Consider the following 17,631-nt stretch of genomic DNA (forward strand, 5'->3'; position numbering starts at 1 on the left):
AAAAAAGCGCGAGCACAGGGCGCGCAGCCACGTATTCAAAATCGGCTTTCCGGCAGACCAAGTATTATTCGGCGCTGGCCTCGGTCGCCCGGTCCCGAGACCTTGCCCGACTCCGCCGCCGAGGGCCCGCGCTGCTCCCGGTCGCTGGGCGAGCACATGCCCCTCTAAGTCCTTGTTAAGACGTGCTGTCTCGCGCCTGACCGGCGGCAAGTCCCGCGCAGTACAGTTCAGGTAGACATTATACCAGCATTGACAGAGCGGGCCGGGACAACCGTCCGGACCGCGCGTGCGGGCGGCACGCGGCCGGCGGCGCGCCGCGGCACCTTCAAATCCCGCTGTTCCGGCGGGCAAGTTTTTTCATGAGCCGCCGATGCCCGCGCGGGCGTCTTGCACTTCCGTCCCGGATGACGCGTGCTCAAGCCTTCGCTACGGTGACCGCAAGGCCGCGCCCCGCGCGGATACAAAGATCACACGGAGGCGAGGAATGGGCGCGAGCGTCGCCGAGACCAGGAGCGACAAGTCGAGCCGCGACAAGCCCTGGATCATCCGCACCTACGCGGGGCACTCGACCGCGGCGGAGTCCAACAAGCTCTATCGGGGCAACCTCGCCAAGGGCCAGACCGGCCTGTCGGTCGCCTTCGACCTGCCGACCCAGACCGGCTACGATCCCGACCACGAGCTGTCCCGCGGCGAGGTCGGCAAGGTCGGCGTCTCGATCGCGCATCTCGGCGACATGCGGACCCTGTTCCAGGACATCCCGCTCGCCCAGATGAACACCTCGATGACGATCAACGCCACGGCCCCGTGGCTGCTGGCGCTCTACCTCGCGGTGGCCGAGGAGCAGGGCGCGCCGATCGCCGCGCTCCAGGGCACGACCCAGAACGACATCATCAAGGAGTACCTGTCGCGCGGCACCTACGTGTTCCCGCCCGCGCCCAGCCTGCGGCTCACCAAGGACGTGATCCTCTTCACCACGAAGAACGTGCCGAAGTGGAATCCGATGAACGTCTGCTCCTACCACCTGCAGGAGGCGGGGGCGACGCCGGTCCAGGAGCTGTCCTACGCGCTCGCCATCGCCATCGCGGTGCTCGACACCGTGCGCGACGACCCCGAGTTCGACGCCGCGAGCTTCCCCGAGGTGTTCGGCCGGATCTCGTTCTTCGTGAACGCGGGCCTGCGGTTCGTCACCGAGATCTGCAAGATGCGGGCGTTCTCGGAACTCTGGGACGAGATCGCCCGGGAGCGCTACGGCATCGACGACCCGAAGAAGCGCATCTTCCGCTACGGCGTGCAGGTGAACTCGCTGGGGCTCACCGAGCAGCAGCCGGAGAACAACGTCCACCGCATCCTGATCGAGATGCTGGCGGTGACGCTGTCCAAGCGCGCCCGCGCCCGCGCGGTGCAGCTCCCGGCCTGGAACGAGGCGCTCGGTCTGCCGCGGCCCTGGGACCAGCAATGGTCCATGCGCATGCAGCAGATCCTGGCCTTCGAGACCGACCTCCTCGAGTACGACGACATCTTCGACGGCAGCCACGTGATCGAGGCCAAGGTCGAGGAACTGAAGGCGCAGACCCGCGCCGAGCTGGAGCGGATCGGCGGCATCGGCGGCGCCGTCGCGGCGGTCGAGACCGGGGCGCTCAAGCGCGCGCTGGTGGAGTCCAACGCGCGGCGGATCTCGGCGATCGAGGCCGGCGAGCAGATCGTGGTCGGCGTCAACAAGTGGCAGCAGGGGGAGCCGTCGCCGCTCACGGCCGGGGAGGGGGCGATCTTCTCCGTCTCCGAGACCGTCGAGATGGAGGCGCAGGGCCGGATCCGCGAGTGGCGCGGCCGCCGCGACGAGAGCGCCGTGGGCCAAGCCCTCGACGCCCTGGAGCAGGCGGCGCGCTCCGGCGCCAACATCATGCCGCCCTCGATCGAGGCCGCCAGGGCCGGCGTCACGACGGGCGAGTGGGGCGCGCGCCTGCGGGCGGTCTTCGGCGAGTACCGGGCGCCCACCGGCGTGACCCTGGAGACGGTCTCGTCCGGAGCGGCCGAGGAGGCCAAGCTGCTGATCGCCGATCTCGGCGAGCGGCTGGGCGAGACGCCGAAGCTCGTGGTCGGCAAGCCGGGCCTCGACGGCCATTCCAACGGCGCCGAGCAGATCGCGCTCCGCGCCCGGGACGTCGGCTTCGACGTCACCTACGACGGCATCCGTCAGACGCCGGCCGAGATCGTCGCGAAGGCCAAGGAGACCGGCGCCCACGTGGTCGGCCTGTCGATCCTGTCCGGCTCCCACGTGCCGCTGGTGCGGGAGGTCCGCGCCAAGATGCGCGAGGCCGGGCTCGACCACGTCCCGGTGGTGGTCGGCGGCATCATCTCGCCGGAGGACGAGCTCGTCCTGAAGAACATGGGCGTGCGCGCCGTCTACACGCCGAAGGACTACGCCATCGACCAGATCATGGTCGGGCTCGCCAAGGTCGTGGAGAAGGGCCTGGAGCGGCGCGACGGCCCGGCGGATCAGCCGCGCGCGGAGGCACAGGTCTACTAGCGGACCGTTCCTGCCCGGATGTCGGCCGGTCCGGGCAGGATCCAAACAACTTTAACGTTTATCGGACAAGCATGGGCTCCGATCCCAGATACGGGATCGGGGACCAATACCTATGCGCGCCGGCATCTCCATCGCGGCCAAGCTCGGCCTGTGTCTCGCGGCCCTGGTGCTGCTGATCGCCGCCACGAGCGGCCTCTCGCTGGCCGAGCTCGGGCGCATCGAGTCCGCCGCCGCGCAGCTGCGCGACACGCGCATCCCGGCCACCGACGCCCTCGGCCGGATCGGCATCAACTTCATGCGGCAGCGGGTCAACGCCGTGCGCCTGATCACCGCCGACACGCCGGCGCTGCGCGCCGAGGTCGCCGACCAGATCGCCAAGCGCGACGCGCTGCTCGCCGCCCAGTACGCCCGGTACGAGGCCCTGCCGCTGACCCAGCCCGAGCGCGAGGCCTACGCGGTGTTCCGCCAGCACGTGGCCACCTACGCCGAGCAGCAGCGGGAGGCGGTGGCCAAGGCCGAGGCGGGCGACGTCGCCGGCGGCCAGCGGATCTACAACACGACGATGTCGGACAGCATCCGCGCCATCATGGCCGACTGGGAGAAGCTCGTCGCCCTGAACGGCGACGGATCGCAGGCGAGCGGCACGCTGATCGCGCAGACCTACGACGCCGCCAAGCGGAACGTGCTGGCGCTCGCCGGCCTCGCCCTGCTGGTGGCGCTCGGCGCCTTCGTGCTGGTGACCCGCGGCGTCAGCGGGCCGCTCCGCAAGATCGCCGCCGTGACGCAGCGCCTCGCGGCGGGCGACGCCGAGGTGGCGATCTCCGGGCAGGAGCGCCGCGACGAGATCGGGGCGCTGGCGGGCTCCGTGGTGGTGTTCCGCGACAACCTCGTCCGGGCGCGCGCCCTGGAGGCGGAGACGGCGCTGGCCCGCGCGGACGCCGAGACGCAGCGCCGCGCCGCGACCCGGGCCCTGGCCGACGCCTTCGAGCAGGCGGTGGGCGGCATCGTCGGTGGCGTGTCGGCGGCGGCCACCGAGCTGGAGGCGACCGCCCGGTCGCTGACCGGCAGCGCGGCCGAGGCGGCCGGGCAATCCGGCACCGTCGCGGCCGCGGCGGGCGACGCCGCCGCCAACGTCAACACCGTCGCGGCCGCCGCCGAGGAGCTCGGCTCCTCCGTGCAGGAGATCGGCCGGCAGGTCAGCGGCTCGGCGGAGCTCGCGCGGGTCGCCGTCGCCGAGGCGACCAACACGGTTGCGCTGGTCCAGGACCTGAGCGGCGCGGCCGCGAAGGTCGGCGACGTGGTGGCGCTGATCTCCGGGATCGCCGCCCAGACCAACCTGCTGGCGCTCAACGCCACGATCGAGGCGGCGCGTGCCGGCGCCGCGGGCCGCGGCTTCGCGGTCGTCGCCTCGGAGGTGAAGGCGCTCGCCGAGCAGACCGCCCGGGCCACCGAGGAGATCACCGGCCAGATCGGCCGGATCCAGTCCTCCACCGGGCAGGCCGCGTCGGCGATCGACGGGATCGGGCGGCGCATCCGCGAGATCGACGGCGTGGCCGCCAGCATCGCGGCCGCCGTCGAGCAGCAGGGGGCGGCCACCCAGGAGATCGTCCGCAACGTCGCCGAGGCGGCCGCCGGCACCGGCGCGGTCACCGGCACCATCGCGAGCCTCGCCCAGTCCGCCGAGGAGACGGGCGCCGCCGCCGCCCAGGTGCTCGGGGCCGCGAGCGAGATGTCGCGCCAGTCCGAGCATCTCGGGGCCGAGGTCGCGCGCTTCCTCGCCACGGTGCGGGCGGCGTAGCCCCCTCACGGTCGGGCGGCGGATCGCGTAGGACGGCGCCATGCCGCCCAACTTGCCGCCCAACTTGCCGCCCATTTTGCCGCCCGACGCGCCGCCCGCCCTGTTCGCCCTGCCGTTCGCCCTGACGGCGATCCTGCTCCTGGCGGTACCCCTCGCCGCCGCCCTCTCGGCGGGCCTGATCCTGCGCCTGCGCCCGCTGCTGCAGCGCTACGCCCTGGCCCGGCCGAACGCCCGCTCCAGCCACACCGTGCCGACACCGCAGGGGGGCGGGATCGCCGTGGTGACGGCGCTGGTCACGATCTCGGGCCTGCTGATCGCGGCGCCGGAGATCGGCGGGCGGCCGGACTGGATCTGGCTCGCCGGCGGCGCCCTGGCCCTGGCCGTCCTCGGTGCCGTGGACGACGTCCGGCCGCTGCCGGCCGCCCTGCGGCTCGCCGTGCAGGCCGTCGTGGTCGGCCTGCTGGTCTGGCACCTGGACGGGCGCCTGCTGCCCGGCCTGCCGCTCTGGCTGGAGCGCGGCCTCGCGCTGCTGGCCGGCCTGTGGTTCGTCAACCTGACGAACTTCATGGACGGGCTCGACTGGATGACGGTGGCGGAGATCGTCCCGGTGGCGGGCGCGCTCCTGCTCGTCGGCCTCGCCGGGCACCTGCCGCCGCTGCCGACCCTGGTGGCGGCGAGCCTGCTGGGCGCGGTGCTGGGCTTCGCGCCGTTCAACCGGCCGGTCGCGCGGCTCTTCCTCGGGGATGTCGGCTCTCTGCCGGTCGGGCTCGTCACCGCGTGGCTGCTGTGCCAGCTCGCCCTGGCGGGCGGGCTCGCCGCGGCGCTGCTGCTGCCGCTCGTCTACCTCGCCGATGCCAGCCTGACCCTCGCCGCGCGGGCGGCGCGGGGCGAGCGGGTCTGGGAGGCCCATCGCGAACACTATTACCAGCGGGCCACCCTCAACGGGCTGACCGTGCCCGGCGTGGTCGGACGGGTGTTCGCGGCCAATCTCGCCCTGGCGGCGCTCGCCGCCGCGACCTTGCTTTGGCCGTCCTGGCCGGTCACGCTCGCCGCGTCGGCCGCCGGGCTCGCCCTGGTCGCCGTCCTGCTCCGCCGCTTCGCCCGCGCCCCGGCGCCGGCCCCCGCCGAAGGTGCCGCCCAGCCGTGACAAAGGCCGCCCAGCCGTGACCGGACTCATCGCGCTCACCGGGGCGACCGGCTTCATCGGCCGCCACCTGCTCGCCGACCTCACCGCGCGCGGCTACCGGGTCCGGGTGCTGCTGCGCCGGCCCACGACCGTGCCGGAGGGCGCGGCGAGCGCGGTCGTCGGCGACCTGACCCGCCCGATCAACATGGCGGCGGCCCTCAGCGGCGTCGACGCGGTGGTGCACTCGGCCGGCCTCGCCCATGCCAATCTCGGTCCGACGGCGTCGGGGGCACCGGAGGACGACTACCGCACGCTCAACACCGAGGCGACGCGCCGGCTGGCGGAGGCCGCGGCGCGCGCGAAGGTGCGTCGCTTCGTGTTCCTGTCGTCGATCCGCGCGCAGGTCGGGGCGAGCGCGCCGGGCGTGGTCGGGGAGGGCGATCCGCCCCGGCCCACCGACGCCTACGGCCGCTCCAAGCTCGAGGCCGAGGCGGCGCTCGCCGAGACCGGCCTGGACTGGGTCGCGCTGCGCCCGGTCCTCGTCTACGGCGCCGGCGTGAAGGGCAACATGGCGGCGCTGCTGCGGCTGGCGCGTAGCCCCTACCCGCTGCCGCTGGGCGGCCTGGAGGCGCGGCGCTCGCTGATCTCCCTGGAGAGCCTGTCGGGCGCCGTCGACGCGGTGCTGGCGGCGCCCGGCCCCCTGAACCGCGCCCTCGTCGCGGCCGACCCCGACCCGCTCAGCCTGCCCGAGATGATCGCGGCCCTCCGGCAGGGCCTCGGCCGCGGCCCGGGCCTCGTCCCGGTCCCGGCCGGGCTCCTCCGGCTGGCCTGCCGGCTGACCGGCCGGGACGCGCAGTACGCCCGCGTCGCCGAGGGGCTCGTCGCCCGCGCCGACGGGCTCGTGTCCCTCGGCTGGCGGCCGGCCGGCTCGACCCGCGACGGGCTCGCCCGGCTGGCCCGCGACGGCGGCTGACGGCGACGGCCGGCGCGCCCCGGCGGCCCGCGTCGATGGCGGGACGTCCGGGCGCGGTCGATGGCGGTCCCGGCGCCGTCGACCCCTTACCGCGACAGGCGCGCGGTGACGCGGTCGGAACTTGCGGTCAAAGGCGCGGTTCCCGCACGCGGCGCTTTCGGCTAACCGGGCGGGAGCGGGCGCCGCCCGGTCGGCCGCGCGCCCGAACCGGCAGCCGGAGCCCGGCCCACGACACGCGTCAGAGGTTCGCTCATGCGCAGGCTGATCCTGCTGCGGCACGCCAAGTCCGACCGTCCGCCGGGCGTGGCCGACCACGAGCGCCCGCTCAACGCGCGCGGGAAGCGGGCCGCCCCGGCGGTGGGCGCCCACCTGGCGCGGGAGGGCCTGCGCCCGGATCTCGCCCTCGTCTCCACCGCCGCGCGGACCCGCGAGACCTGGGCCGCGCTGGAGGGCGCCCTCGGCAGCCCCGAGACGCGCTGGCACGCCGAGATCTACGAGGCGCCGGCGGACCGGATCCTCACGGTGATCCGGCAGGCGCCCGACACGGCCGCCACGCTGATCGTGGTCGGCCACAATCCCGGCCTCGGCGACCTCGCGGCGGCGCTCGCGGGGTCGGGGCCGCGGGCGGCCCGGGACCGGCTGGCCCTGGAATTCCCGACCGCGGCCTTCGTGGTGATCGACTTCGACGGCGAACACTGGGCGGAGATCGCGCCGGGCCGCGGGCGCCTCGACCGGTACGTGCGCCCCCGGGACATCGACCCGGATCTGGGGGGCTGACGCCTCAGGCGACCGGCACCGCCACGGCGTGCGCCTCGACCTCCGCGTGGGTCGGCAGCGGCGAGCCCGGCACGAACGCCTCGAAGGCCGCCCAGAAATCCTGCCGGATCGCGTCGCGCTCGGTCAGGATCTCGTGCCGGGAATCCGGCAGGACCAGGATGTGGCCGGCCTTCAGCCGGGCGGCGAAGCGCTCGGTGTCGGCCGTGCCGCAGACCGGGTCGGCGCCCGCCGCGACGATCAGGGTCGGCAGCCCGATCCGCGGCGCCGCCCGGGGATCGCGCAGCCGCGCCATCGCTCGGAACGCCTCGGCGAGCCACGCGATCGTCGGGTCGCCGACCGCGCCGGCACCGACCTGCCGGGCCGCCGCGGCGTTGCGGGCGTAGCGGACCGGGTCCCGCGACAGGCGGTTGCCCGCGTACGGGTTGGTGGCGATCGAGACCGGCTTGCCGAACGGGATGTAGCGGCTGCCGAGGCCGAGCCGCTGCAGCACCCGCGACAGGATCGCGGCCCCGGCCGGCCAGCGGACCATCCGGATCGACAGCATCGGCGCCAGGGTCACCAGCCGCCGGAACGGCAGCGCGCCGTCGAGGGCCGCGAGGAGGGCGACGCATCCGCCCATGGAATGCGCGAGGCCGACATGGGGCTCGGGCATCAGCGGCACCAGGACCGTCTCGGCCACGGCCCGCAGGTCGAGGCGGTAATCGTCGAACCGGGCGACGTGGCCCTTGTGCGGATCGTCGACCCGGCGGTCCGATTCGCCCTGGCCGCGCCAGTCGAAGGCCACGACCGCGAAGCCCCGGGCGCGCAGTTCGTGGATCGTCTCGTAGTACTTCTCGATGAATTCGGCCCGGCCCTGGAGCAGGCAGACCGTGCCCCGGCAGGTGCGCGCGGTGGTCTGCCAGTAGGCTGCCCGCAGGGTGCAGTCGTCGCGCGTGCCGACGGCGATCAGCGTGCCGCCCGGCGGGACCGGGTTGTCGGGCGTGCCGCGCAGGGTCAGGAGCGGCGGCTCGCGCCCGGTGTCACCGTCGAAGCGTCTCACTGGCCTCACCTCAGCGCCTCCGCGCACCGTCCCGTGCATCGAGCGTGCGCTGCCCGATGCGCGCTCGATGCACCCTCCGATGCACCCTGCGACCGTAGCGAAAAAATCTCGTTTCCGACCCTCGCGGGGGGTCTTGAAGCGCGATTTTCCCCCTCCGATATCTCGTCTGTGCCGGCCGTCAGGCGGCACGAGAGACGGGTCCGGCCCATCGGGCGGACCGGAATTGCATGTTGCTCAGACGAGGATATGTCATGCGTCAGTTCGATCTCGCTCCCCTGTACCGCTCCACCGTCGGCTTCGATCGCCTGTTCTCCGCCCTCGACCAGTTCGCGAGCGCCGAGGCGGCCCCGACCTACCCGCCCTACAACATCGAGCGGACCGGCGAGAACGCCTACCGCATCACCGTCGCGGTCGCCGGCTTCACCGAGTCCGACCTGTCGATCGAGGTGCGGGAGAACGCGCTCACGCTGAAGGGCGAGCGCAAGGCCGAGGGCAAGGCGGAGTTCCTGCACCAGGGCATCGCGGCCCGCGCCTTCGAGCGCCGGTTCCAGCTCGCCGACCACGTCCAGGTGACCGGCGCGGCGCTGGAGAACGGTCTCCTCCACATCGACCTCGTCCGCGAGGTCCCGGAGGCGAAGAAGCCCCGTCGCATCGAGATCGCCTCGGCGGTGCGCCCCGGCGCCCCGGTGATCGAGGGCGACGTCCGCAAGGACGCGGTCCAGCAGGCCGCCTGATCCCGCCCGGGGCGGAACCGTCAGGTTCCGATCGGGCCCCGACCAGGCTCTCGGAGCGCCCCGGCCCCGGCCGGGGCGCTTTCTCGTGGCGGCTGTCATAATGGCGTGTGGCCATCGTGCTCTCTGTCGGATTCGACGGTGCACGGACGCGCACCCGGAGTGAACCCGACCATGGTCGCCAATCTCGCCCGCGGAGCCTACAGCGCGCTCGGAGCCGGCTGGCACAAGGGCGTGCAATGGGGCGTCGGCGCGCCGATCGCCAAGCTGCGCCGCCGGTCGGCCCCGCGGCCGGGCGTCGAGGGCGCGGGTGGAATCGACGAGGTGCTTTCGGCCGAGCGGGCGATCCGCCTGCCCGAGCCGTTCGAGGGGCGCAGCCTCGGCCGCATCGGCAGCCTCGAGGTCCGGCTGGCGACGCGGAGATCGGAGATCCGGCGGGCCCAGCGGCTGCGCTACAAGGTCTTCTACGAGGAGATGTCGGCGGTGCCCTCCGGGCTCGCCGCCCTGTCCCGCCGCGACGTCGACGGCTACGACGCGGTCTGCGACCACCTGCTCGTCCTCGACCACGCGGCGCCGCGGCGGAAGAAGCCCTTCGTCGAGCCGCGCCCGAAGGTCGTCGGCACCTACCGGCTGCTGCGCGGCGCGGTGGCCGAGCAGCACACCGGCTTCTATTCCGAGAGCGAGTACGACCTCGCGCCGCTGCTCGCCGCGCAGGGGCACCGGCGGCTCCTGGAACTCGGCCGCTCCTGCGTGCTCAAGCCCTACCGGAGCAAGCGGACCGTCGAGCTGCTGTGGCAGGGGATCTACGCCTACGTCCTGCACCACCGGATCGACGCGCTGATCGGCTGCGCGAGCCTCGAGGGGACCGATCCGGACCGCCTGGCCCTGCCGCTCGCCTTCCTGCACCACCACGCCCGCGCGCCGGAGGGCTGGCGGGCCCGGGCGCTGCCGGAGCGGGCGGTGGCGATGGACCGGATGCCGCGCGAGGCGGTGGATACCAAGGCCGCGCTCCAGGCGCTGCCGCCCCTGATCAAGGGCTACCTGCGCCTCGGCGCCACCTTCGGCGACGGCGCGGTGATCGACCGCCAGTTCGGTACGACGGACGTGTTCGTCGCGCTGCCGGTCGAGGTGATCGGCGCGCGCTACCGGGGCCATTTCGCGCCGGCCGGGTGAGCGCGCGGGCCATCGGAGGCGAGAGCCCGCACCGTCCTCGCGAGCGAAGCGAAGCGATCCAGCGTCGCCGCGCTTCGCAGGGTCGCGCTGCCCAGGCTTGCTGCGCCCCGCCCGCGAGGACGGGGGCCGCGGGAGCCCCTCAGAGATCCCCCAGCGCCAGCTGACCCTGGTTGCGCGCCTTCGGCGGGGCCGTCTTGCGCTCCTTGGCCCGCGCGGAGGCGGGGCGGGCGGCGGCCGGCTTCTTGGGCTTCGGGTCGCCGCGCATCCGGGCCACCGCCTTGTCGCGGGCCACGGCCTCCGGGGCGCTCGGGTCGTCGGTCAGCCACTTGCCGCGCTTGATCACCTCGTTCACGCGGCCCTGGTTGACCCCGACCTTGAAGGCGATCTCCTGCTGGGTCATGCCGGTCGTGGCGTGCAGGTCCAGGATCGCCCGGGCGAGTTCCGGGGTCATCTTCTGGCCGGTCAGCCGCCGGGCGGGCTTCACCGTCCGGGTCGCGCGGTCGCGCTCGCGCAGGCGCTCTAGGAGCGCCAGCGCCATGTTCATGCCGTGCTCGCGCAGAGCTTCCTCGAATTCCTTCAACGTCGCCATCGGCGCCATCCTCCGCCGGGCTCTCGGGCCGGGTGCTGGCCGGGGAACGTGCCGGGAACGAAGCGGTTGCGCAAGCCGATCGGGCGGGCGCCCTCCGCCGGGCCGGTGGATGACACCGGCCGTCCACCGGAAATGCGCGGCCCTGGCCTCACCCCGGCGGCTCCGCTAGAGGGGCGGAACCGTGACGGCAGCCAACGCGCAGACGATGATCAGCCCGATCCGCAGAGTCGCCCCCGGCGAGGCGCCCGGCTCCCTGGCGCGGGAGCTCGAAGCCGGAGCGGTGCTGCTGTTCCCGGACCTGCCCTTCCCGTTCAGCGACTTCGAGCGCCGGTTCACCGAGCGGCCCTTCGCGGACGGCAAGGCCAAGAACGTCAACATCCGCGGCGAGGCCGCGGAACTGCGCGGCGCGGCCGGCACGCCGGAGGAGCAGGAGGCCCTGCGCCAGCTCCTGATCCGCTACCGCGCCTTCGCCCGCGACCTGATCGGCACCCATCTGCCCGAATACCTCGACCGGGTGAGCCTCGCCGGCACCTCCTACCGGCCGTTCGACGTCGACCGGCGCAAGCTGAGCTGGCGGCGCGACGACACGCGCCTGCACGTCGACGCCTTCCCGTCGAACCCGATCGGCGAGAGGCGGATCCTGCGGGTGTTCCGCAACATCAACCCCGCGGGCGAGGCGCGCCGCTGGCGGGTCGGCGAGGATTTCGGGTCGATGGCGGAGAGGTTCCTGCCGCGGCTGCCGGGCTACGCGCCGCTCTCGGCGCGCCTGCTCGCGGCGCTGCGCATCACCAAGGCGAAGCGCTCGGAATACGACCACCTGATGCTGCACCTGCACGACGCCCTCAAGCAGGACGAGGCCTATCAGGCGTCGGCGCCCCAGGCCGACGTGGAGTTCCGCCCGGGCGAGACCTGGGTGACCTTCTCGGACCTCGTCATGCACGGGGCCATGGGCGGCCGATACATGCTCGAGCAGACCGCCTACCTGCCGGTCTCCGCCCAGGCCGACCCCGCCTTGAGCCCGCAGCGCATCCTCGCGGCCAAGCTCGGCCGCCCCCTCCGCCCCTGAGACAGGAACCGCACCGATGATCCTCGAAATCGCGCAGATCGAGATCAAGCCCGGCCTGGAGGCCGAGTTCGAGAAGGGCATCGCCGAGGCCTCGGCGATCTTCAAGCAGGCCAAGGGCTGCCGGCACTTCGAGGTCCGGCGCTCGATCGAGCACCCGCAGCGCTACCGGCTGCTGATCCACTGGGACACGCTGGAGGCCCACACCAAGGACTTCACCGGCTCGCAGCCCTGGCAGGATTACCGCGCGCTGGTCTCCCACTGCTTCGCCGGCCCGGTGGCGGTCGAGCACGCCGAGCAGGTGCTGAAGGCGTTCTGAGCCGCGGCGCGGGGCCGGGCAGGGCCTCCAGCGATCCGGAGCGTTGCGGGCCCGACCGCCGGTGCTAGGCTCCGGCGCGACGGGACCCGGGGCGAATCATCGGGATTGCGGGTGGGGAACAGGCTGATGGCGCGGCTCGGACGGCTCGCGGGTGCCCTGGCGCTCCTCGGAGGGATCGCCAGCGGTCCGGCCCTCGCCCAGTCGCCGCTCGCCCAGACCCAGCTCGCCCAGTCGCCGCTCGCGCAGTCGCCTCCTGCGGCCCGCACCGCGCCCCGGCCGGCGACGGCCGTCGCCGCGCCGTTCGCCAGGACCTTCGTCCGGGCCGACCTCGCCAGCGCTGCGGTCCGCCTGGAGACCGCGCTGAAGGCGGAGGCCGGCGGTCCCCTGCGGCCGGCCGGCCAGTCCCGCGCCGCCGGGCTGGCCCTGCTCGCCGCCGACAAGCCCGACGCGGCGCTGGCGTCCCTCACCGCCGCGGTGGCGGCCGACCCGGCCGACGGGCGCAACTGGCAGGCCTACGCCCGCGGGGCCGCGGCGGCGCTCAGCGCCCTCGAGGACAGCGACTACCAGGGCCGGTCGCGCCTGCGCGGGCGAGTGACGGCCGCCGCCTACCGCGCCTACGAGCGCGCCGGCACGGCCGCCGACGCCGCGGCCGCGCTGGCCGCCCTCGGCGCCGCGGAGGCCGAGCAGGAATCCTGGCGCCCGGCGCTCGACGCCTACGCGGCGAGCCTCGCTCTGGCCGATGCCGCCCCGGTCCGGGAGACCTACGAGACCCTGCGGGCGCAGCACGGCTTCCGCATCCTCGACTACAAGGTCGATTCCGACGCGGCCGCCCCGCGGGCCTGCTTCACCTTCTCGGAGGCGATCCGGCCCAAGACCGACTACGCGCCCTTCGTCGCCGTCTCGGGCAGCAGCGCGGCCGCCGTGACCGGGGAGGGCTCCCAGGTCTGCGTCGACGGGCTCAAGCACGGCGGCCGCTACGCCATCGTGGTCCGCCCGGGCCTGCCCTCCGCGGTCGGCGAGAGCCTGCTCAAGGCCGCCGATTACGAGATCTACGTCCGCGACCGCGCCCCGCAGGTGCGCTTCACCGGGCGCAACTACGTCCTGCCCCGGACCGGCCAGGCGGGCGTGCCCCTGGTCTCGGTGAACGCGCCCAAGCTCGACGTCGAGGTGCTGCGCATCGGCGACCGCGGCCTGCTGCCGACCCTGCGGTCCGAGGACTTCCTGGGCCAGCTCAGCGGGTCCACCGCCCGGACGATCGCGTCCGATAAGGGCCAGCGCGTCTGGAAGGGCACCCTCGACACCGCCAAGGCCGAGATCAACCAGGAGGCGGTCACAGCCTTCCCGGTCCTCCAGGCCGTGGGCAAGCTGGAGCCCGGCCTCTACGTGATGCTGGCCCGCCCGTCGGGCGTGGCCGCCTCCGACGAGGAATACGACACCCAGGCGACCCAGTGGTTCGTGGTCTCCGACCTGGGGCTCACCGCCACCAAGGGGCGGGACGGGGTCCACGTGGTCCTGCGCTCGCTCGCCTCCGCGCAGGTGATGCCGGGCGCCGAGATCCGGCTCATCGCCCGCAACAACGAGGTGCTGGGCACCCGGACCACCGACGCGCAGGGGCACGTCGCCTTCGATCCCGGGCTCGCCCGCGGGGAGGGTGGCCTGGCGCCGAGCCTCGTGGTCGCCCAGGCGGGCGGCGATTACGGCTTCCTCGACCTCAATCTCGGCGCCTTCGACCTCACCGACCGCGGCGTGAAGGGGCGGCCCGAGACCGGCGGCCTCGACGCCTACCTGTTCCCGGAGCGCGGGGTCTACCGCACGGGCGAGACCGTCCAGCTCACCGCCCTGCTGCGCGACCCCCGCGGCACCGCCGTGCCGGACCTGCCGCTGACCCTGGTGGTCAGACGGCCGGACGGCGTCGAGTACCGGCGCGTCTCGGTGCCCGACCAGGGGCTCGGCGGCCGGGCCCTGCCGCTGCCGCTCCTGTCCGGGGCGATGCACGGCACGTGGCGGGTCTCCGCCTACACGGACCCGAAGGCGCCCGCGATCGGCGAGACCAGCTTCCTCGTGGAGGATTACGTCCCCGAGCGCCTGGAGGTGACCCTCAAGGCCCGGCAAGCGGCCCTGAACCGGGGCGAGGCCGCGCAGGTCGACGTCGCCGCCCGCTACCTCTACGGCGCCCCGGGCGCCGATCTCGACGTGTCGGGCAGCGTCACCGTGCAGGCGGCGGCCACCAGCGGCATCAAGGGGCTGGAGACCTATTCCATCGGTCTCGACGACGAGGCGGTCGAGCCGGCGACCCAGGAGCTGCAGGACCACGCCACCACGAGCGCGCAGGGCGCCGCCACCGTCTCGGTGCCGGTGCCGCAGGTCGCGGCGCCGCGGGCGCTGGAGGCGAAGATCACGCTGGCGGTCGGCGAGCCCGGCGGCCGGGCGCTGTCGCGCAGCCTGACCCTGCCGATCCTCCCGGCCAACCCGGTGCTGGCCCTGCGCAAGGGCTTCACCGACCTCAAGGAGGGCGGGATCGCGGGCTTCGACGCGGTGTTCGCGCGCCCCGACGGGGCGCTCCTGGCCCGGCCGGGCGTGACCTGGACCCTGTCGCGGATCGATTCCTCCTACCAGTGGTACCGGGCGGACGGGCGCTGGTCGTTCGAGGCGGTCAAGTCCGCCCGGCGCGTCGCCAGCGGCACCGTCGACCTCACGGCCGCCGGCCCGAGCCGGATCGAGGCGCCGGTCGGCCTCGGCCGCTACCGGCTGGAGGTCTCGACCGCGGGCGCCCCGGAGGCGAGCGCGAGCCTCGGCTTCGAGGTGGGCTGGGGCGGCTCCGAGACCGCCGAGGCGCCCGACCTGCTCGACCTGACCCTCGACAGGGCCGCCTACGCGGCCGGCGACACGCTGCGGGCCAAGCTCAGCCCGAAGTTCAAGGGGCAGGCCAGCCTGATGGTCGTCAGCGACCGCGTGCACCAGACCCTGGAGGTCAGCGTGCCGGAGGGCGGCACCACGGTCAGCATCCCGGTGAAGGCCGAGTGGGGCGCCGGTGCCTACCTGGTGGCCACAGCCTACCGGCCCCTCGACCAGGCGGCCAAGCGCCTGCCGGGCCGGGCGCTGGGTCTGGCGTGGTTCTCGGTCGACCGGGAGCGGCGCAGCCTCGGGGTCGCCCTGAAGGCGCCGGAGCGGGCGCGCCCGCGCCAGGACCTGACCCTGCCGGTCCAGCTCACCGGTCTGAAGGTCGGCGAGCCGGCGCGGATCACCCTGGCCCTGGTCGATGTCGGCATCCTCAACCTGACCCGCTACGCGGCGCCGGACCCGACCCAGTACTTCCTCGGCCAGCGGGCGCTCGGGCCGGAGGTCCGCGACCTCTACGGCTACCTGATCGACGGCATGCAGGGCTCGGCCGGGGCGATCCGCTCCGGCGGCGACGCGGGCGGCGGCGAGCTGGCCGATTCGCCGCCGACCCAGGCGCCGCTGGCGCTCTATTCGGGGGTCGTGACCGTGGGGCCGGACGGCGCGGCCAGCGTCACCTTCCCGATCCCGGCCTTCAACGGCACCGGCCGCGTCATGGTCACCGCCTGGAGCGGCGACCGGGTCGGGCAGGCGCAGGCCGACGTGATCATCCGCGACCCGGTCGTGCTCAGCGCCACGCTGCCGCGCTTCCTCGACACCGGCGACCGCTCGCGCCTGTTCGTCGCCCTCGACAACGTTGAGGGGCGTGCGGGCGAGTACACGGTCGATCTGAACCCGACCGGCCCGGTCGTGGTCGGCGCCAGCGCGCTGCGCCAGACGCTGCGGCTGGAGGCCGGCGCCAAGGGCCAGTTCGCGATTCCCCTCACCGCCGCCGGACCCGGCACGGCCCGCCTCGACCTCGCCCTGTCGGGGCCCGGCCTCCCGGCCGCCCTGAACCAGAGTTTCTCGCTCGGTATCGCGCCGGGGACCGGCGCCCTGCTGCGCCGCTCGGTGCGCAGCCTCGCCCCCGGGGCGAACCTGACGCTGACCTCGGACCTCCTCGCCGACCTGCAGCCCGGCACCGGCAGCGTCTCGCTCTCGGCCACGGCCCTGCCGGGGGTCGACGTGGCGGCCCTGCTCCGGGCGCTCGACCGCTACCCCTACGGCTGCTCCGAGCAGGTGGTGAGCCGGGCGATGCCGCTGCTCTACGTCAACAAGCTCGCGGCCCTGGAGAAGCTCGCCCTCGACGCGGGCGCGGACGAAAGGGTGCGCGAATCGATCGAGCGCCTGCTCGCCCGCCAGGATTCGAGCGGCGATTTCGGCCTCTGGTCGGCGCAGGGGTCGAGCGACCTCTGGCTCGACGCCTACGTGACCGACTTCCTGACCCGCGCCCGCGAGCGCGGCTTCGGGGTGCCGCAGAAGGCCTTCGCCCAGGCCCTCGACTACCTGCGCAACGCCGTGGCCAACGCCACCGAGGTGCGGGGCGGCGGCGCCGACCTCGCCTACGCGGCCTACGTTCTCGCCCGGAACGGCCGGCCGGTGATGGGCGACCTGCGCTACCTCGCCGACACCAAGATCGGCGACTTCTCCTCCGCCCTCGGGCGCGCGCAGCTCGCCGCCGCCCTGGCGCTGCTGGGTGACCGCGGCCGGGCCGCCAAGGCGATGGACTCGGCGCTCGCCGCGCTGCGCGCCGAGCGCGACAAGGGTGTCTACCGCGCCGATTACGGCTCCCGGCTGCGCGACGGGGCCGGGCTGATCACGCTCGCCGCCGAGAGCGGGCTGGCGCAGGGGGCGCTGGGCCCCGCGGCTTCCGTGCTCGGCGAGGAGCAGCAGGCCGACCGGCCGACGAGCACGCAGGAGAATGCCTGGATGGTGCTCGCCGCCGAGAGCCTGTCGAACGAGGCGGGCGCCCTCTCGTTCACCCTGGACGGCGCCCCGCAGACCGGGATGCTGGCCCGGGTCTACCGGGAGGCGGCCCTGGCCGACCGGGGCGTTCAGCTCACCAATACCGGCCGCAGCCCGGTGCAGGTGGCCGTGACCGTCAACGGCAGTCCCCTGGTGCCGGAGCCGGCGGCGCAGCAGGGCTACACGATCGAGCGCAGCTTCCGCCGGCTGGACGGCAGCACCGTCGACCCGGCGAGCGGCCTGCGCCAGAACGACCGGCTCGTGGTGGTGCTCAAGGTCACCGAGGCCAAGGCGGAGGCCGCGCGGCTGCTGCTGGTCGATCCGCTGCCGGCGGGGCTGGAGATCGACAACCCGAAGCTCCTCGACGCCGACGCGCTCCAGGGGCTCGCCTTCGCCAAGTCCGACGTCCAGCCTGTCCACACCGAGTTCCGGGACGACCGCTTCGTCGCGGCCTACGATCGCGACCCGAGCCAGTCGGCCTTCTTCACGGTGGCCTACACGGTGCGGGCGGTCTCGCCCGGGACCTACGTCCATCCGGGCGCGACGGTGGAGGACATGTACCGGCCGGCGCGGTTCGGCCGGACCGCCTCGGGCAGCGTGACGGTCGGGGCAGCGAAGTAGGCGCGGCCAAGTCGAGTCGGGGTCGCAAGCCGCCGCGCCGGGTCGCTGCGTTG

12 protein-coding genes are annotated in these 17,631 nt (G+C 74.1%); 10 read left to right on the top strand and 2 right to left on the bottom strand.

All coding sequences use genetic code 11. The features are described 5' to 3' along the window. The first annotated feature begins 484 nt into the window (after positions 1-484). The 5 genes from ACLBXO_RS14905 (at position 485) to ACLBXO_RS14925 (ending at position 7,201) form a co-directional block, all read left to right on the top strand. Positions 485-2,527, top strand: coding sequence for a protein meaA (locus ACLBXO_RS14905; RefSeq protein WP_331314081.1), 2,043 nt, complete (start codon positions 485-487; stop codon positions 2,525-2,527). 112 nt (positions 2,528-2,639) lie between these two features. Next, positions 2,640-4,325, top strand: a complete 1,686-nt coding sequence (locus ACLBXO_RS14910; protein ID WP_447685812.1) for a methyl-accepting chemotaxis protein — start codon at positions 2,640-2,642, stop codon at positions 4,323-4,325. Between the two features lie 40 nt (positions 4,326-4,365). After that, positions 4,366-5,472 (top strand): MraY family glycosyltransferase, encoded by a 1,107-nt coding sequence (locus ACLBXO_RS14915; RefSeq protein ID WP_447685813.1) that lies wholly within the window; start codon positions 4,366-4,368, stop codon positions 5,470-5,472. Between the two features lie 16 nt (positions 5,473-5,488). Continuing rightward, positions 5,489-6,424, top strand: coding sequence for an NAD-dependent epimerase/dehydratase family protein (locus ACLBXO_RS14920; protein ID WP_447685814.1), 936 nt, complete (start codon positions 5,489-5,491; stop codon positions 6,422-6,424). A 252-nt stretch (positions 6,425-6,676) separates the two neighbouring features. Then, positions 6,677-7,201 (top strand): SixA phosphatase family protein, encoded by a 525-nt coding sequence (locus tag ACLBXO_RS14925; protein WP_447685815.1) that lies wholly within the window; start codon positions 6,677-6,679, stop codon positions 7,199-7,201. A gap of 4 nt (positions 7,202-7,205) precedes the next feature. Here the strand turns inward: ACLBXO_RS14925 and ACLBXO_RS14930 are convergent, their stop codons facing one another. Beyond that, positions 7,206-8,240, bottom strand: a complete 1,035-nt coding sequence (locus ACLBXO_RS14930) for an alpha/beta fold hydrolase (RefSeq protein ID WP_447685816.1) — start codon at positions 8,238-8,240, stop codon at positions 7,206-7,208. A gap of 251 nt (positions 8,241-8,491) precedes the next feature. On the opposite strand from ACLBXO_RS14930, the gene ACLBXO_RS14935 reads away from it, so the two are divergent. Beyond that, complete coding sequence (locus ACLBXO_RS14935) at positions 8,492-8,974, top strand: Hsp20 family protein (RefSeq protein ID WP_331314082.1); 483 nt, start codon at positions 8,492-8,494, stop codon at positions 8,972-8,974. Between the two features lie 171 nt (positions 8,975-9,145). Then, the gene (locus ACLBXO_RS14940; RefSeq protein ID WP_447685836.1) at positions 9,146-10,144 is read left to right on the top strand and encodes a GNAT family N-acetyltransferase; all 999 of its coding nucleotides are present in this window, start codon (positions 9,146-9,148) and stop codon (positions 10,142-10,144) included. Positions 10,145-10,283: 139 nt separating this feature from the next. On the opposite strand, the gene ACLBXO_RS14945 is transcribed toward ACLBXO_RS14940, so the two are convergent. Beyond that, complete coding sequence (locus tag ACLBXO_RS14945; protein WP_447685817.1) at positions 10,284-10,733, bottom strand: RNA polymerase subunit sigma-70; 450 nt, start codon at positions 10,731-10,733, stop codon at positions 10,284-10,286. 205 nt (positions 10,734-10,938) lie between these two features. On the opposite strand from ACLBXO_RS14945, the gene ACLBXO_RS14950 reads away from it, so the two are divergent. From ACLBXO_RS14950 to ACLBXO_RS14960, 3 genes are all read left to right on the top strand, one after another. Continuing rightward, on the top strand, positions 10,939-11,799 hold the full coding sequence (locus tag ACLBXO_RS14950; RefSeq protein WP_447685837.1) for a Kdo hydroxylase family protein: 861 nt from the start codon (positions 10,939-10,941) through the stop codon (positions 11,797-11,799). Between the two features lie 16 nt (positions 11,800-11,815). Further along, complete coding sequence (locus tag ACLBXO_RS14955; protein WP_042673072.1) at positions 11,816-12,115, top strand: antibiotic biosynthesis monooxygenase family protein; 300 nt, start codon at positions 11,816-11,818, stop codon at positions 12,113-12,115. A 126-nt stretch (positions 12,116-12,241) separates the two neighbouring features. Beyond that, a complete protein-coding gene (locus ACLBXO_RS14960; RefSeq protein ID WP_447685818.1) occupies positions 12,242-17,578 on the top strand; it encodes an alpha-2-macroglobulin family protein in 5,337 nt (1,778 codons plus the stop codon). Positions 17,579-17,631: the final 53 nt, after the last annotated feature.

Source organism: Methylobacterium sp. C33D (genome assembly GCF_053345825.1).

Excerpts from the sequence above, each read along its gene's own strand:
- ACLBXO_RS14960 (WP_447685818.1), top strand. The coding sequence starts at position 12,242 with ATGGCGCGGCTCGGACGGCTCGCGGGTGCCCTGGCGCTCCTCGGAGGG.
- ACLBXO_RS14940 (WP_447685836.1), top strand. The coding sequence starts at position 9,146 with ATGGTCGCCAATCTCGCCCGCGGAGCCTACAGCGCGCTCGGAGCCGGC.
- ACLBXO_RS14955 (WP_042673072.1), top strand. The coding sequence starts at position 11,816 with ATGATCCTCGAAATCGCGCAGATCGAGATCAAGCCCGGCCTGGAGGCC.
- ACLBXO_RS14910 (WP_447685812.1), top strand. The coding sequence starts at position 2,640 with ATGCGCGCCGGCATCTCCATCGCGGCCAAGCTCGGCCTGTGTCTCGCG.
- ACLBXO_RS14905 (WP_331314081.1), top strand. The coding sequence starts at position 485 with ATGGGCGCGAGCGTCGCCGAGACCAGGAGCGACAAGTCGAGCCGCGAC.
- ACLBXO_RS14915 (WP_447685813.1), top strand. The coding sequence starts at position 4,366 with ATGCCGCCCAACTTGCCGCCCAACTTGCCGCCCATTTTGCCGCCCGAC.
- ACLBXO_RS14945 (WP_447685817.1), bottom strand. The coding sequence starts at position 10,733 with ATGGCGACGTTGAAGGAATTCGAGGAAGCTCTGCGCGAGCACGGCATG.
- ACLBXO_RS14925 (WP_447685815.1), top strand. The coding sequence starts at position 6,677 with ATGCGCAGGCTGATCCTGCTGCGGCACGCCAAGTCCGACCGTCCGCCG.
- ACLBXO_RS14950 (WP_447685837.1), top strand. The coding sequence starts at position 10,939 with ATGATCAGCCCGATCCGCAGAGTCGCCCCCGGCGAGGCGCCCGGCTCC.
- ACLBXO_RS14935 (WP_331314082.1), top strand. The coding sequence starts at position 8,492 with ATGCGTCAGTTCGATCTCGCTCCCCTGTACCGCTCCACCGTCGGCTTC.